This is a genomic window from Nocardia sp. CA-145437, from assembly GCF_050956485.1.
GTDB lineage: Bacteria > Actinomycetota > Actinomycetes > Mycobacteriales > Mycobacteriaceae > Nocardia.
In genome coordinates, this window is record NZ_CP191204.1 from 229,920 (window position 1) to 244,377 (window position 14,458).

Below are 14,458 nucleotides of genomic sequence, written 5' to 3' on the forward strand. Positions count from 1 at the left end.
GTGCCGGGCTTCGTATCGTCATTGTCCATGAGCACCCTGGCGGTATCCGCGCAGACGGTGGCGGCCACCGGAGCCGAGGACGGAGATCTGCCCGTCGTCCGCACCCGCCACCCCTGGCGCTGGGTCACGGGGGTGGTCGCCCTGGTGCTGGTCGCGCAGTTCGCGCACGGTCTGATCACCAATCCGGGCTGGGACTGGGGCACGTTCGCGCGGTACATCACCGCGAAATCGGTGTTGTCGGCGCTGAAAGTGACTCTGGAACTGACTTTCTGGGGCACCCTGCTCGGGTTCTTCCTCGGCGTCTGGCTGGCTGTCGGCCGCCTGTCGACGAATCCGGTGCTGAAGGCGATCGCGTGGACCTATGTCTGGGCGTTCCGCTCGATTCCGCTGATCGTGCAGCTGCTGTTCTGGTTCAACCTCGCTTATCTGTACAAAACGCTGTCGCTGGGAATTCCCTTCGGCCCCGAGTTCGTGCGTTTTCAGACCAATGGCGTGATCAGCGGATTCAGTGCGGCCGTCATCGGTTTGGCGCTGCATCAGGCGGCGTATTCGGCGGAGATCATCCGGGCCGGCATCATCTCGGTGGACGCCGGGCAATGGGAGGCGGCGCGGTCGCTCGGGCTGCCGTGGCGGCGGCAGTTCTTCACTATCGTCGGGCCGCAGGCCATGCGCGGAATTCTGCCGAATGCCGCCAATGAGGTGATCAGTCTCTTCAAGGGCACCTCGATCGTCTCGACCATGGCGATCGCCGAGCTGTTCTATCAGGTCCAGGTGATCTACGGCCGCAACGGCCGCGTGGTGCCGATGCTGATGGTGGCAACCGCCTGGTACATCCTGCTGACCACGGTGCTCAGCGTCATTCAGTTCTATATCGAGCGGCGCTTCGCGAGAGGGACCGGCGATGAGTGACTACGCGATCGAATTGCGCGGCATCCGAAAGTCATTCGGCCGCACCGAGGTGTTGTCCGGCATCGATCTGACGGTCCGTCCCGGCGAGGTCACGGTCATCCTGGGCCCGTCGGGTTCGGGCAAGTCCACCTTGCTGCGCACCATCAATCACCTCGAACAGGTGGACGCCGGCACCGTGCGCGTGGGCGGCGAGCTGGTCGGTTACCGCCGCAAGGGTCGCAAGCTCTACGAACTGCGCGAGCGCGACATTCTGCGGCAGCGGGCGCGCATCGGTTTCGTGTTCCAGAACTTCAATCTCTTTCCGCACCTGACGGTCCGGGAGAACGTCGCGCTGGCGCCGGTGGCCGCCCAGCGGCGCGCCAAGGCCGAGGTGAACACCGAGGCGCTCGACCTGCTGTCGCGAGTCGGGTTGGCGGACAAGGCCGACGAGTACCCGAGCCGACTGTCCGGCGGGCAACGGCAGCGGGTCGCCATCGCGCGGGCGCTGGCGCTGCGGCCGGAGGTGGTGCTGTTCGACGAGCCCACCTCGGCGCTGGATCCGGAGCTGGTCGGCGAGGTGCTCGAGGTGATCCGGGATCTCGCGCGCGCCGGCTCGACCCTGGTGATCGTCACCCACGAGATCGGTTTCGCCCGCGAGGTCGCCGACACCGTGGTGCTGATGGACGCCGGCCGCATCGTCGAGCAGGGCCCGCCCGCGCAGGTGCTCGATGCCCCGACCCATCCGCGCACCAAAGCCTTTCTCGCACACGTCCTCTGACCGATCGACCACGAAGGAACCTCCCATGCCTCAGGCGCACCGTCGCAGACGGATCACCGCACTCGCCGCACTCACCGTGCTCGGCCTGTTCGCGGCGAGCGCCTGTGGCAAGGACGGCGACACTGACGCTCCCGCCTCCAATACCGTCAACGGACTGAGCTACGACCTGTCCCCGGCGCAGTCCGGCCGGGTGCACGCCGCCAAGGTGGACGCTCTCGCGGCGCAGCTGCCCGCCGCCGTGCGGGATCGCGGGACGCTGGTGGTGACCGGATCGGTGGGTGCGACACCGCCGCTGCGCTTCTACGCCACCGACGACCGCACCCCCATCGGTTCCGACACCGACATCTCCTACCTGCTCGCCGACCTACTCGGCCTGAAAGTGGAGACCCGCATCGGGGACTGGGCGCAGAACTTCGTGAAGGTCGACTCGGGTGAGGCGGACGTCTTCATCAGCAATGTCACCGTCACCGAGGAGCGCAAGGAGAAGTACGACTTCGCCACCTACCGCCTGGACAATATCGCGTTGGAAGTGCCCAAGGACGCGACCTGGACCTATCAGGACCGGAAGTCGCTGGCGGGCAAGACGATCGGCGTCGGAACCGCCACCAACCAGGAGCAGCTGCTGGTGAAGTGGAACGAGGACAATATCGCCGCGGGCCTGCCCAAGATCGATCTCGCCTACTACGAGAAGACCAGCGACTACTACCTGGCGCTGTCCTCGGGCCGATTGGACGGCTACCTCGGCCCCAACCCGTCGGCGCAGTATCACGCCGCCTCCGCCGGCCAGACCAAGGTGGTCACCACCCTCTCCGGCGCGGGTGACGCGCTCCAGGCCGAGATCGGGGTCCTCACCAAGAAGGACAACGGTCTGGCCGGTCCGCTGCGGGCCGCCATCCAGTACGCCATCGACAACGGGCTCTACAAGCAGGTGCTGGACCGCTGGGGTCTGGGCGGAGAGGCCGTGCCGCAGTCGCGGATCAATCCGCCCGGACTGCCCAAGAAGAAGGGATGAGCATGTCGCGCAGGGTTTTCCATGTCGGGCAACACGATCCCCTGGCCGCGCCGCTGCTGGCGGAGCTCGCCATCGAGTACAGCAGCCGGTACGGCGGGACGCCGGGGGAGGTGCACGCGGATCTGACCGGGTATTCGGCCAGTCACTTCGCTCCTCCACAGGGCGACCTGTTGATAGTTGTGGATAACGGGGAAACGGTGGCGGGCGGCGCGTTCCAGCGGTACGACGCCGAGACCGCCGAGCTCAAGCGGATCTGGACCGCCGCCGAGCACCGGCGAAAAGGGCTGGGGCGCTTCGTGCTCGATCAGCTGGAGGCCGAGATCGCGCGGCGCGGCTACACGCGCATCTATTTGACCACCGGGCCGCGTCAGCCGGAGGCCGTCGCCCTGTACACGGCGGCCGGATACACCGCGCTGCCGCGTGATGTTCGCAAGGAAGTCGGCTACGTGCACCCATTCGAGAAGTTCCTCGACGCCGGAGAGCAGGCGATTCCGGCATGAAATTCCTGCTGCTGACCTTGATCACCCACACACCGGACCCGGTGACCGGCGGTACCGAGTCGCCGCGGCAGCGGTTGCGGCGGGTCGTCGACAGCGCGCGTCTGGCCGAGGAGCTCGGTTACGACGGTTTCGCGGTGGGGGAGCGGCACGAGGATCCGTTCATCTCCGCGGCCCCGCCGGTGGTGCTCAGCCACCTCGCGGCAGTCACCTCGCGGCTGGCGCTGTTCACCGGGGTCACCACGCTCAGCCTGCTGGATCCGGTGCGCGCCTTCGAGGACTATTCGACGCTGGACAATCTGTCCGACGGCCGGCTGGAACTGATCATCGGGAAGGGCAACGGCGCGGCGCAGGCCAAGCTGTTCCACGTCACCACCGACGACCAGTGGGATCGCAATCGCGAAGGCTACGAACTGTTCCGGAAGCTGTGGGACAGCGACAGCGTCACCTGGTCGGGCCGGTTCCGGCCCGCGCTGACCGAGGCCAAGGCGCTGCCCCGGCCGTTGCAGCCGCGGCTGCGCATCTGGCACGGCAGCGCCACCAGTCGTGAATCCGCGGATTACGCGGCACTGCACGGTGATCCGCTGTTCTCCGCGAACGTCACGTACCCGATCGAGCCGTACGCCGAACTGATCGACCACTACCGGGAACGCTGGGCGGCTTACGGCCATGACCCGGCCGAGGCGCTGGTGGGCGCGGGCACGGCGGGGTTCCTGGTGACCCGGACCTCGCAGGAGGCGCTCGACCGGTATCGGCCGGTCTTCGAGGCGCGGCAGGCGGTGGCGCGGAAGTTCGACGTGCCCATCGTGTTCGCCTCCGTCGAGGACTTCGCGGCCCGGTCCTCGGCGCTCATCGGCAGCCCGCAGCAGGTGCTGGACAAGGTGAGCCGCTATCACGAGCGATTCGGCCACGAGGTCATCCACCTCAGCGCGGACGCGGACGGCCGGACCGAGGCCGAGCACCGCGACAGCCTCGAACTGTTCCAGGCCGAGGTCGCCCCTGAACTGCGCCGCCGCATTCCGAGCCGGCCGCTCGGCGCCGACCGTTACCCCGTTGGAGATCCCCGATGACCCGTTCCCTGCTCGCGCGCACCACCCGCCCCGTGGCCCTGGCGGGAGTGTTCGCCGCCGCCGTCACGCTCGCCGGGTGCGGCGGCGGGGACGCCGCCACCGGCAGCGGTGAGCCGGCGGGTCCGCCGCAGGCGGGCGGCACCCTCCGCTACGGCCTGTCATCGGCCCCGACCTGCTCCGATCCCGCGCAGTCGTCGACCAATCAGACGATCTACGTGACCCGGCAGGTGGTGGACTCGCTGGTCGATCAAGACCCGGAGACCGGTCAGCTGAAGCCGTGGCTGGCCGACACCTGGACCGTCTCCCCGGATGCCAGGTCGTTCACCTTCCATCTGCGCGACGGCGTCACCTTCAGCGACGGCACCCCGCTCACCGCGGACTCGGTGCGCCGGAACTTCGATTCGATCGTCGCGCTCGGCGGCGCGAAGGCGCCGCTGGCCGCGAGCTACCTGGCCGGGTACGCGGGCAGTACGGTGCTGGATCCGCGCACCGTGCGGGTGGACTTCGCCGGGCCGAACGCCCAGTTCCTGCAGGCGACCTCGACCCCGCAGCTGGGCATCCAGTCCGAGGCTGTCGGCAGCGGCCCGTTCACCTACGCCGAGTGGAAGCAGAACGCCTCCGCCACCCTGGCCAAGCGGGCCGGGTACGCCTGGGGCTCCGCGGTTTTCGCCAGTCAGGGCGAGGCGCAGCTGGACAAGATCGTGTTCACCGTGGTCCCCGAATCCGGGGTGCGCACCGGCAGCCTCGCCTCCGGCCAGCTCGACGCGATCAGTGACGCGCTGCCGCAGGATGTGGCGCAGATCGAGGGCGGCGGCGGTCGCGTGCAGTTCACCGCCAACCCGGGCGTCCCGTTCGGCTTGCAGGCCAATGTGACCCGGGGCGTGCTGCGCGATCCGGCGGTCCGGGCCGCGCTGCTGCCCGCCATCAACCGCAAGGAACTGGTGGACACCGTGCTCGGGCCGCAGTTCAAGCCGGCCAGCAGCGTGCTCGCCTCCAAAACCCCCGGCTACGTGGATCTTTCGGCCCGGGTGAAGTTCGACCCGGACGCCGCGAAGAAGCAGCTCGACCAGGCGGGCTGGGTGCCGGGCGCGGACGGCATCCGGGTCAAGGACGGGCAGCGGCTGAGCGCGGGCGTCATCTTCGCCCCCGTGTTCTCGGCCAATCAGGCCATTCTCGAGCTGACCCAGCAGCAGCTGCGGGTGGTCGGCTTCGACCTGCGGCTGGAACCGTCGTCGGTGGCGGAATCGACGGTGCGCCAGAACACCAAGGACTTCGACTTCAACTACTACAACTCGACCCGCGCCGACGGCGACATCCTGCGCACCACCTTCGCCGTCGACCAGCGCAACCTGAACGCTCGCGGCCCCGCCGAACCCCTCGACGCCCTGCTCGCCCAACAGTTGTCGGCCACCGATCCGGCCGCGCGCGCCCGCATCATCGGCGACGCCCAGACCGCGGTCCTCGACCAGGGCCTGTGGATCCCGACCATCGAACTCTCGCAGGCCATCGGCGTCGGCAAGGCGGTGGCCGGGGTGAAGTTCGAGGCCTCGGCGCGACTGCAGTTCCACGACACCTGGCTGGCGCGGTAAACCCATGGGCCGCTACGTGATCGGACGGGTGCTGCAGGCGATCGGCGTGCTGTGGGCGGCGTTCACGCTGTCCTTCGCCGGGCTGTACCTGCTGCCCGGCGACCCGGTGGCGCTGGCGGCCGACGCGGCCACCGGCACGCCCGTCGACGCCGCGGCGATCGCGGAGATGCGGGCCCGCTACGGTCTCGACCAGTCGTTGTGGGCCCAGTACTGGACGGCCTTGTCGCACGCGGTGCGCGGCGATCTCGGTCACTCCATCTCCACCGGTCAGACCGTCACCGGGGCGCTGGGCGACGCCCTGCCCTCGACCCTGGCGCTGGCGGCGATCGGGCTGCTGCTGGCCGTGGCGGCCGGTGGGGCGCTGGCCCTGGCGGCCGCGTACACCGAGCGTCCCCGGTTGCGCGGGCTGCTCACCTCGCTGCCCGCGGTCGGGGCCTCGATGCCGGGCTTCTGGGTGGGATTGCTGCTCCTGCAGCTGTTCTCGTTCCGCTTGAAGCTGGTGCCCGCGTTCGGCGGCGCCGGATTCGGCGGGACCATCCTGCCCGCGATCACCCTGGCCATCCCGGTGGGGGCGGTCATCGCCCAGGTCCTCCACGCGAGCCTGGTCGCGACCTGGCGGCAGCCGTTCGTCGAGGTCGCCTTCGCCAAGGGTGCGTCCCGCTGGTGGGTGCAGCTGCGCCACGTCCTGCGCCCGGCCGCCGCCCCCGCGCTGACCGTGTCGGGATTGTGGACCGGCACCGTACTGGCCGGGGCGGTCGTCACCGAGACGGTGTTCTCCCGCCCGGGCATCGGCCGACTGGCGCAGGAATCGGTCCTGCGCCAGGACATCCCGGTGGTCCAGGGCATCGTCGTGTTCGCCGCCCTCGCCTTCGTGACCGTCAATCTGCTGGTCGATCTCGCCTACCCCCTGCTCGACCCCCGTGTGGTGCACCGGAACTCGACGAAGGAGCGTGCTCATGCCTGACCGTTCGCCGACCCCGCCCCGGCATGTGATCCGCGATCTGCGCGCGCGGCTGCGCGGCTGCTCGCGCGGACCGCGATCGACGCTGCGGGTCATCACTCTGACCCACCCCCTGCTGGATCCGGGCATCGCCTTCTGGGACGCGGATGACGAGTGGTCCGATGTCTGACCTGGCACTCCGACCCGAGTCCGACCGGACGTTCCGCCGCGAGGCCATCGCCGGCGGGACGGCCGCCGCGTCGTGGGCGCGGCGCAATCCGGGAACCGTCGCGGCGGGCGCGGTCGTCGCGCTGGTGTGCGCCTGGGCCGTCGCCCCGGCCGTGTTCGCGAGCGGCGATCCCCTGCGCGGCGTGCCCGCGCAGAAGCTGCGCGGCCCCAGCCTCCAGCACTGGTTCGGCACCGACAATCTCGGGCGCGACCTCTACACCCGGGTGGTGCACGGCGCGGCACTGTCGTTGAGCGCGACCGTGTTCGCGGTGCTGATCGGGCTGGTGACCGGTGCCTTGATCGGGCTGGTCGCGGGTGCGGCGGGCGGCGTGGTCGACACCGCGATCATGCGCGCGGTCGATGTGGTGCTCTCGATTCCCGACATGCTGCTCGCCCTGGCCACCATCACCGTGCTGGGGCTGGGCACCCGCAATGTGGCCATCGCCGTGGGGATCTCGCTGATCGCCAGGTTCGCCCGGGTGATGCGCGGCGAGGTACTGCGGGTGCGCAATGCGCCCTACGTGGAGGCCGCGTTCGCGTCCGGTGTGCACTGGCACATCGTGTTGTTCCGCCACATCCTGCGCAATGCGTACGGGCCGGTGGCGTCCTTGGCCGCCGTCGACTTCGGGGTGGTGACCCTGTTCGTGGCGTCGCTGAGCTTCCTCGGCTACGGCGCGGTGCCGCCCACTCCGGAATGGGGCTCGCTGGTGTCGGAGGGCCGCGGCTACCTGGCCACCGCGTGGTGGCTGACCACCCTGCCGGGGCTGGTCATCGTCGTGCTGGTGCTGTCCACCCAGCGGATCGCCCGCGCCATGCAGAAGGAGGCCCGATGACCGAGCTGTTGAACATCGAGGGGCTACAGGTCGAGTATCGGGGTCGCGGCGGCGCGACACCCGCCGTGCGCGGTGTCTCGCTCGAGATCCGGCGCGGGGAGACGCTCGCGCTGGTGGGTGAATCGGGTTCGGGCAAATCCACTCTCGCGCACGCGGTGATCGGGCTGCTCCACGGCGGCGTGATCACCGGCGGGGCGATCACCTTCGACGGGGAGCGGATCGACCGGGCGTCGCCGCGTGCGCTGCAACGGATTCGCGGCGCGCGCATCGGGCTCGTCCCTCAGGATCCGGGCACCTCGCTCAATCCGGTGCTGCGCATCGGACGGCAGGTGGGCGAGGTATTGCGCGTCCACGACCGGGCCGATCGCCGCACCGCCGACCTCGCGGCAATCGAGATCCTCGACCAGGCTGGGCTGGATCGTCCCGCGTTGCGGGCGCGCCAGTATCCCCAGGACCTGTCGGGCGGACAGCGGCAGCGGGTACTGATCGGGATCGCGCTGGCCTGCGGGCCCGAACTGGTGATCGCCGATGAGCCGACCAGCGCGCTCGATGTCACCGTGCAGCGCCGCATTCTCGATCTACTGGCCGCGCGGACCACGGAATCGGGGACGGCGGTGCTGCTCATCACCCACGACCTGGCGGTCGCGGCCGAACGGGCGGACCGCATCGCGGTGATGCGGGACGGCCTGATCGTCGAGACCGGCACGGCGGCAGAGGTATTGGGCAATCCGCGACACGAGTACACACGGCGGTTGATCGCCGCCGTCCCGAGCCTCGGTGCGGATCAGCCCGCGCGTCCGGTTCGCGAACACGGGACCCCGCTGCTGGCCGCGACCGGTCTGCGCAAGTCCTTCCGTGTCACCAGGGATTTCACCGTCGACGCGGTGAACGACGTGTCCTTGGAGGTCCATCGTGGTGAAACCCTGGCCGTGGTAGGCGAATCCGGTTCGGGCAAGTCGACCACGGCCCGCATCGTCGCCCGGCTGACCCCGCCCGACGCGGGCGCCGTCACCTTCGACGGGCAGGACGTCACCGCCCTGCGCGGTTCGGACCTGCGGGCGCTGCGCCGTCGCGTCCAGGTCGTCTACCAGAACCCGTACGTCTCGCTGAACCCGAAGCTGACGGTCGGACGGATCGTGGCGGAACCCTTGCAGGCGTTCGGTATCGGCGATCGGCGCGGCCGTCGCGCCGCGGTGGCCGAACTGCTGGATCAGGTCGCGCTGCCCGCCGCCTTCCTGGATCGGCGCCCGGCGGAGTTGTCCGGCGGGCAGCGGCAGCGGGTCGCCATCGCCCGCGCGCTGGCCCCGCGCCCCGAACTGGTCGTGCTCGACGAACCGGTCTCGGCCCTGGACGTCTCGGTGCAGGCGCAGATCCTCGACCTGCTCGAACGACTCCAGAGCGAACTGGACCTGGCCTACCTGTTCATTTCCCACGACCTGGCCGTGGTCCGTCGCCTGGCCGACCGTGTCGCCGTCATGCGCCAGGGCGGTGTCGTCGAAATCGGCGCGACCGCCGAGGTTTTCGACCGACCGCGACACGCCTACACCCGTGAACTGCTCGCGGCCGTCCCCCGGGCGGCCACCCCCGATCACCCGCTACCGCTCGAAAGGACAGCCTGATGCCGCATCCGACTCCGCTGCTGCTGGGCCTGGAACTGTCCGGCACCGGCGCGCACCCCGCCTCCTGGCGGCGCGCCGACTCCCGCGCCGAGGACCTCTTCGACGCCCGGTACTGGGTGGACGCGCTGCGCGCCGCCGAGGACGCGGGAATCGAGCTGGCGTTCCTGCCGGACTCCTTCACCCTGCAATCCGCCGGGGCCATCGGCCGCCTGGACGCGGTGGCGGTGGCCGCGCGCGCCGCCGCCGAGACCCGGCGCATCGGCCTGATCCCGCAGGCCTCGGTCACCCACACCGAGCCCTTCCACCTCTCCAAAGCCATTGCCAGCCTGGACTTCGCGGCCGCGGGCCGGGCGGGCTGGGAGGTATCCGTCGGGGCGGGGGAGGCGCGGCTGTTCGGCCGCAAACCCGAACAGGACGACCGCTCCCGCTGGGAGGAGGCGGACGAGGCGGTCGAGGTGGTGACCCGGCTGTGGGACAGCTGGGAGGACGACGCCGAGATCCGCGACCAGGCCACCGGCCGGTTCATCGACCGCGACCGGCTGCACTACATCGACTTCGCGGGTGAGCACTTCTCGGTGAAGGGACCGTCCATCACCCCGCGTCCGCCGCAGGGGCAGCCGCCGGTCGCGGTGCGCGCCGCCGACCCGCACAGCACCCGGGTCGCCGTGCACCGCGCCGACCTGATCCGGATCGCCGCACCGGATCTCGCGACCGCCGCCGCCACCCGCTCCGAACTGCGGTCCGCCATCGCCGCCGCCGGACGCGACCCGAACCGGGTGCGGGTGCTGCTCGACCTCGACATCCATCTCGCCGACACCGCGGACGCCGCCGCCCTCGCGGTCGCCGAACTGGAGGACTGGAGCGCCTCGCCCGCCCCGGCCACCGTCTTCCATATCGGCACCCCCGCGGAACTGCGCGACATCCTGCGCCGCATCGAAACCGACTGCGCCGCTGACGGCGTGGTGCTACGCCCGCTGGCGCTCGCCGCCGCCCTGCCGCAGCTGCAAGCCCTCACCCCCACCCTGCGCGAGCGGCTGGGGCTGCCCCGGCCCGCCGGCCGCTACGCCCACGCCTGAGGAGTCACCGCCATGCCGGATCATCGGATACGCAAGCAGATTCACCTGGCCGCCCACTTCCCGGGCGTCAACCACCACACCGTCTGGACGGACCCGGACTCGGGCAGCCAGATCGACTTCGACTCCTTCGTGCACCTGGCCCGCACCGCCGAACGCGGCCTGTTCGACTTCTTCTTCCTCGCCGAGGGGCTGCGGCTGCGCGAACACCGCGACCGCATCCACGACCTGGACGTGGTCGGCAGGCCCGACACCTTCACGGTGCTCAACGCGCTGGCGGCCGTCACCACCCGCCTCGGGCTGGCCGGGACGATCAACACCACCTTCAACGAACCGTTCGAACTGGCAAAGCAATTCGCCTCGCTGGACCACCTGTCCGGCGGCCGCGCGGCGTGGAACGCCGTGACCTCCTCGGACGCCTTCACCGGCGAGAACTTCCGACGCGGCGGCTACCTGGAGCACGCCAAGCGCTACACCCGCGCACACGAGGTGGTCGAGGCCACCCGCGCGCTGTGGGACAGCTGGCCCGCCGACACCCTCGTGATCGACCGGGAGCGCGGCGTTTTCGCCCAGCCCGTTCCGCAGGCCCGGATCAGCAGCGACCAGTTCGAGATCGAAGGCCAGTTCGTCCTGCCCCGTGGCCCGCAGGGCTACCCGGTGCAGATCCAGGCGGGCGACTCCGACGAAGGCCGCGAATTCGCCGCCGCCAAGGCCGATGTCATCTTCAGCGCGCACGGCGAACTCGAGGACGGGCAGCGCTTCTACCGCGACGTGAAGGACCGGCTCGCCAAGTACGGCCGGGCCCGCGACGACCTGAAGATCCTGCCCGCCGCCGCCTTCGTGCTCGGCGACACCGCCGAGGACGCCGCCGAACGCGCCCGGTACATCCGGCGGCAGCAGGTGACGCCGCAGACCGCCATCGCCTTCCTCGAACAGGTCTGGGGCCGTGACCTTTCCGCCTACGATCCCGACGGCCCGCTGCCCGACATCGACCCGGTGGACGACGCGACCATCACCCGCGGGCGGGTGCGCCACGCCCGTGACCCGCTCGCCGTCGCCGAGGCCTGGCGGGCCAAGGCCGCCGCCGAGCAGCTCTCCATCCGCGACCTCATCATCGCCACCACCGCCCGCCAGCAGTTCGTCGGCACGCCCCGGCAGGTGGCCGCCGAGATCGACCGCTACGTGCAATCCGATGCCGCGGACGGGTTCGTCCTGGTCCCGCATCTGACCCCGGCCGGGCTCGACGAGTTCGTCGACAAGGTCGTCCCGGAGTTGCAGTCCCTGGGCAGCTTCCGCACCGAGTACACCGGCGCGACCCTGCGTGAACACCTGGGCCTGCGCCACCCCCATCACGGCACCGAAGGAGTACGCGCCTCATGACCGCCATCGAAACCACCTACGACCAGCAATGGGCCGCCTTCCGCGCCGAACGCGCCGCCTGGGCGCGCCAACCCCTGGGCTGGCTCAGCCTCACCGGGCTGCACTGGCTGGGGGCCGACCCGGAGACGGTCGACGGGCTGCCCGGCCGGTGGCACGCGGACAGCGAGAACGTCTATGTCACGGTCGATTCGGAACAGTCCGAGCTGTTGCTGGACGGGGTGGCGCTGAGCGGCGAGGCCGCGATCACGCCCGGCGAGGGAGCGCCGGGTCTCCGGGTCCACACCGGTGACCGCATCATCGAGGTGATCCGGCGGACCGGGCGGTTCGCGCTGCGCGTGCACGATCCGGCCGCGCCGGCCCTGGCGGCATTCACCGAGATCCCCGTCTACGAACCGCGGCAGCGGTGGATCGTGACCGGCTATTTCGAGCCCTTCGCGCAGACCCGGGTCGTCACCACCGGCGCGGTCGTGGAGGGTCTGGAGCATCACCACACCGCCACCGGCACAGTCACTTTCGACCTGGACGGCGAGCGGCGCGAACTGGTGGTGTTCGGCAGCGAGGCCCTCGGCCTGCACGTGCTGTTCACCGACGCCACCAGCGGCGTCACCACCTACGGCGGCGCGCGGCGACTGGATCTGTCCCGGCCCGCGGCGGACGGCAGCCTGCTGCTCGACTTCAATCGCGCGGTCAACCTGCCCTGCGCCTTCACCGACTACGCGACCTGCCCGATCGCCCCGGCGGAGAACCGGCTGCCGCTGGCCGTCGAAGCGGGCGAACAGGATCCGCGGCGGGGGCGGTCGCTGTGACCATTCCGCTCTCGGTGCTGGACCTGTCGCCGATCAGCGCGGGCTCGACGCCCCGCCAGGCCCTCCGCAATACCGTCGACCTGGCCCGGCAGGCGGAAAGGCTGGGCTACCACCGGTTCTGGGTCGCGGAGCATCACTTCGTGCGGGTCGCGAGCTCCGCGCCGACGACGCTCATCGGACTGATCGCCGCGGCCACCGACACCATCCGCGTCGGTTCGGCGGCCGTGCAGCTCGGGCATCACACCTCGATCTCCGTCGTGGAGGCCTTCGGCACCATCGACGCTCTCTACCCGGGCCGGTTGGACCTGGGGCTGGGTCGCTCGGGGCAGCGTGCCGAACAGCTGCGATCCGCGGGCGTGCCACCGGTGCCCGCCCCACCGCGGCCCACCGAGGTCCGCGACGGCGTGGTGCTCCCGCCGCCGTTCTACCCCGGTCAGCTGCTCGACTTCACCAGGGTGAAGGCGGCTTTGGAGACCCTGCACCTTCCGGGTTCGCGGCCGCTGCCGTACACCGAGCAGGTCGAGGAGATTCTCGCGCTGCTCGACGGCAGCTTCGTGACCGACGACGGTGTGGAACTGCGCGCCGTCCCGGGTGCGGGCGCGGAGGTGCAGCCGTGGCTGTTCGGCAGCAGCGGCGGCGAAAGCGCGCAACTGGCAGGGCGATTCGGGCTGCCGTTCGCGGCGAACTACCACGTGTCGCCGGGCACCATCGTCGAGACCATGGAGGCGTACCGGGCGGCGTTCCGGCCCTCGGCCCGCTTCCCGCTGCCCTACCTGGTGGTGTCCGCCGATGTACTGGTCGCCGAGGACGACGCCACCGCCCGGCACCTGGCCTCCAGCTACGGGCACTGGGTGTACTCCATCCGCAGCGGCGCGGGAGCGGCCGACTACCTCGATCCCGATACCGCGCCCGCCTTGTCGGGTCCGCAGCAGCGGCTGGTCGACGATCGGGTGACCACCCAGTTGGTGGGTTCCCCGGCCACCGTCGCCGAACGCCTCGACGCCTTGCGCAAGCTGACGGGCGCGGACGAAATCCTGGTCACCAGTGTGGCTTTCGACCACGAGGACCGGGTGCGGTCGCACCGCCTGCTGGCGCGTGAGTGGGGGCTGACCCCGCAGGCACGCGCCGCCTGAGACCACCGCCGCCCGCCCGGAAGGGGACTCCGGGGCGGGTGGCGGTACCCCGCACCGCGCGCACAGGGCCTCGCGCGTGGGGCGGGACCCGGGGCCGGGCCGGATCGTGGACCATCCGGCCCGGCCTCCCGGGCGCGAACCGAGGTTCGACGGATTCAGGCCGCGGCGAACGCCGGCGCGGCGGCCGTTTCGCGATGTCCGGCCGCCCGCAAGACCTGCAACACACCCTGATTGGCGTCGATCAGCTCGCGCTCGCACGCCTCACCGTCCGCGCCGGCAAGCTCCTCCTCGTGCGCTTGCACGGTCAGGTTCCAGCGGTAGCGAAGCGCCGCGATCAGTCCGCCCGGGTCGCCGAATACCGTGGCGTGTTCCGGGCGCCAGGGCAACTCGCCGTCTCGTCGGCGTTCGATCTCCGCGGCCACATCGTGCAGTGCCCGCCACCATGCGTGTGTGCTGTCCCAACTCATTGCTCTCACCTCGATCGATTGTCGATGCCGTCACGATCGCCGGGCTGTGACCGACTCTCCAGATCAGAATCGGTCCGGGCCGCGTCGGACCGCTATTGGGGGAATCACGTACTTCCGGGCACCGGTGGAGTACGCGTAGGCTCCG

Annotated in this window: 15 protein-coding genes; 14 read left to right on the top strand and 1 reads right to left on the bottom strand. The window is 70.5% G+C overall.

Annotation, left to right across the window (positions count from 1 at the left end; translation table 11 throughout):
• Positions 1 to 27: 27 nt before the first annotated feature.
• The 14 genes from ACQPYY_RS01060 to ACQPYY_RS01125 are packed head-to-tail and all read left to right on the top strand — an operon-like array spanning position 28 to position 13,846.
• A complete protein-coding gene (locus ACQPYY_RS01060; RefSeq protein WP_433592455.1) occupies positions 28 to 909 on the top strand; it encodes an amino acid ABC transporter permease in 882 nt (293 codons plus the stop codon).
• Entirely contained in the window at positions 902 to 1,666 is a 765-nt protein-coding gene (locus ACQPYY_RS01065) for an amino acid ABC transporter ATP-binding protein (RefSeq protein WP_433592456.1), read from the top strand. The genes ACQPYY_RS01060 and ACQPYY_RS01065 overlap by 8 nt, the downstream gene beginning before the upstream one ends.
• 25 nt (positions 1,667 to 1,691) lie before the next feature.
• The gene (locus ACQPYY_RS01070) at positions 1,692 to 2,678 is read left to right on the top strand and encodes a transporter substrate-binding domain-containing protein (protein ID WP_433592457.1); all 987 of its coding nucleotides are present in this window, start codon (positions 1,692 to 1,694) and stop codon (positions 2,676 to 2,678) included.
• The gene (locus ACQPYY_RS01075) at positions 2,675 to 3,178 is read left to right on the top strand and encodes a GNAT family N-acetyltransferase (protein WP_433592458.1); all 504 of its coding nucleotides are present in this window, start codon (positions 2,675 to 2,677) and stop codon (positions 3,176 to 3,178) included. The genes ACQPYY_RS01070 and ACQPYY_RS01075 overlap by 4 nt, the downstream gene beginning before the upstream one ends.
• Complete coding sequence (locus ACQPYY_RS01080; RefSeq protein WP_433592459.1) at positions 3,175 to 4,245, top strand: LLM class flavin-dependent oxidoreductase; 1,071 nt, start codon at positions 3,175 to 3,177, stop codon at positions 4,243 to 4,245. The genes ACQPYY_RS01075 and ACQPYY_RS01080 overlap by 4 nt, the downstream gene beginning before the upstream one ends.
• Positions 4,242 to 5,834 (top strand): ABC transporter substrate-binding protein, encoded by a 1,593-nt coding sequence (locus ACQPYY_RS01085; protein ID WP_433592460.1) that lies wholly within the window; start codon positions 4,242 to 4,244, stop codon positions 5,832 to 5,834. Before ACQPYY_RS01080 ends, ACQPYY_RS01085 begins: the two co-directional genes overlap by 4 nt.
• 4 nt (positions 5,835 to 5,838) lie before the next feature.
• Positions 5,839 to 6,798, top strand: a complete 960-nt coding sequence (locus ACQPYY_RS01090; protein ID WP_433592461.1) for an ABC transporter permease — start codon at positions 5,839 to 5,841, stop codon at positions 6,796 to 6,798.
• The gene (locus tag ACQPYY_RS01095; RefSeq protein WP_357275333.1) at positions 6,791 to 6,964 is read left to right on the top strand and encodes a hypothetical protein; all 174 of its coding nucleotides are present in this window, start codon (positions 6,791 to 6,793) and stop codon (positions 6,962 to 6,964) included. The genes ACQPYY_RS01090 and ACQPYY_RS01095 overlap by 8 nt, the downstream gene beginning before the upstream one ends.
• Positions 6,957 to 7,835 carry an ABC transporter permease gene (locus ACQPYY_RS01100; protein WP_433592462.1) on the top strand — a complete coding sequence of 293 codons (879 nt, stop codon included), beginning with the start codon at positions 6,957 to 6,959 and terminating at the stop codon, positions 7,833 to 7,835. The genes ACQPYY_RS01095 and ACQPYY_RS01100 overlap by 8 nt, the downstream gene beginning before the upstream one ends.
• Positions 7,832 to 9,454, top strand: coding sequence for a dipeptide ABC transporter ATP-binding protein (locus ACQPYY_RS01105; protein ID WP_433592463.1), 1,623 nt, complete (start codon positions 7,832 to 7,834; stop codon positions 9,452 to 9,454). Before ACQPYY_RS01100 ends, ACQPYY_RS01105 begins: the two co-directional genes overlap by 4 nt.
• Positions 9,454 to 10,530: an LLM class flavin-dependent oxidoreductase gene (locus ACQPYY_RS01110; RefSeq protein ID WP_433592464.1), complete on the top strand. Its 1,077-nt coding sequence runs from the start codon at positions 9,454 to 9,456 to the stop codon at positions 10,528 to 10,530. Before ACQPYY_RS01105 ends, ACQPYY_RS01110 begins: the two co-directional genes overlap by 1 nt.
• Before the next feature lie 12 nt (positions 10,531 to 10,542).
• Positions 10,543 to 11,907: an NtaA/DmoA family FMN-dependent monooxygenase gene (locus ACQPYY_RS01115; RefSeq protein WP_433592465.1), complete on the top strand. Its 1,365-nt coding sequence runs from the start codon at positions 10,543 to 10,545 to the stop codon at positions 11,905 to 11,907.
• Entirely contained in the window at positions 11,904 to 12,713 is an 810-nt protein-coding gene (locus tag ACQPYY_RS01120) for a DUF1684 domain-containing protein (RefSeq protein ID WP_433592466.1), read from the top strand. The genes ACQPYY_RS01115 and ACQPYY_RS01120 overlap by 4 nt, the downstream gene beginning before the upstream one ends.
• The gene (locus ACQPYY_RS01125) at positions 12,710 to 13,846 is read left to right on the top strand and encodes an LLM class flavin-dependent oxidoreductase (protein ID WP_433592467.1); all 1,137 of its coding nucleotides are present in this window, start codon (positions 12,710 to 12,712) and stop codon (positions 13,844 to 13,846) included. The genes ACQPYY_RS01120 and ACQPYY_RS01125 overlap by 4 nt, the downstream gene beginning before the upstream one ends.
• Positions 13,847 to 14,001: 155 nt before the next feature.
• On the opposite strand, the gene ACQPYY_RS01130 is transcribed toward ACQPYY_RS01125, so the two are convergent.
• Entirely contained in the window at positions 14,002 to 14,313 is a 312-nt protein-coding gene (locus ACQPYY_RS01130) for a hypothetical protein (protein ID WP_433592468.1), read from the bottom strand.
• Between the last annotated feature and the right edge of the window lie 145 nt (positions 14,314 to 14,458).

Excerpts from the sequence above, each read along its gene's own strand:
- ACQPYY_RS01100 (WP_433592462.1), top strand. The coding sequence starts at position 6,957 with ATGTCTGACCTGGCACTCCGACCCGAGTCCGACCGGACGTTCCGCCGC.
- ACQPYY_RS01120 (WP_433592466.1), top strand. The coding sequence starts at position 11,904 with ATGACCGCCATCGAAACCACCTACGACCAGCAATGGGCCGCCTTCCGC.
- ACQPYY_RS01095 (WP_357275333.1), top strand. The coding sequence starts at position 6,791 with ATGCCTGACCGTTCGCCGACCCCGCCCCGGCATGTGATCCGCGATCTG.
- ACQPYY_RS01065 (WP_433592456.1), top strand. The coding sequence starts at position 902 with ATGAGTGACTACGCGATCGAATTGCGCGGCATCCGAAAGTCATTCGGC.
- ACQPYY_RS01115 (WP_433592465.1), top strand. The coding sequence starts at position 10,543 with ATGCCGGATCATCGGATACGCAAGCAGATTCACCTGGCCGCCCACTTC.
- ACQPYY_RS01110 (WP_433592464.1), top strand. The coding sequence starts at position 9,454 with ATGCCGCATCCGACTCCGCTGCTGCTGGGCCTGGAACTGTCCGGCACC.
- ACQPYY_RS01105 (WP_433592463.1), top strand. The coding sequence starts at position 7,832 with ATGACCGAGCTGTTGAACATCGAGGGGCTACAGGTCGAGTATCGGGGT.
- ACQPYY_RS01060 (WP_433592455.1), top strand. The coding sequence starts at position 28 with ATGAGCACCCTGGCGGTATCCGCGCAGACGGTGGCGGCCACCGGAGCC.
- ACQPYY_RS01080 (WP_433592459.1), top strand. The coding sequence starts at position 3,175 with ATGAAATTCCTGCTGCTGACCTTGATCACCCACACACCGGACCCGGTG.
- ACQPYY_RS01075 (WP_433592458.1), top strand. The coding sequence starts at position 2,675 with ATGAGCATGTCGCGCAGGGTTTTCCATGTCGGGCAACACGATCCCCTG.
- ACQPYY_RS01070 (WP_433592457.1), top strand. The coding sequence starts at position 1,692 with ATGCCTCAGGCGCACCGTCGCAGACGGATCACCGCACTCGCCGCACTC.
- ACQPYY_RS01085 (WP_433592460.1), top strand. The coding sequence starts at position 4,242 with ATGACCCGTTCCCTGCTCGCGCGCACCACCCGCCCCGTGGCCCTGGCG.
- ACQPYY_RS01090 (WP_433592461.1), top strand. The coding sequence starts at position 5,839 with ATGGGCCGCTACGTGATCGGACGGGTGCTGCAGGCGATCGGCGTGCTG.
- ACQPYY_RS01130 (WP_433592468.1), bottom strand. The coding sequence starts at position 14,313 with ATGAGTTGGGACAGCACACACGCATGGTGGCGGGCACTGCACGATGTG.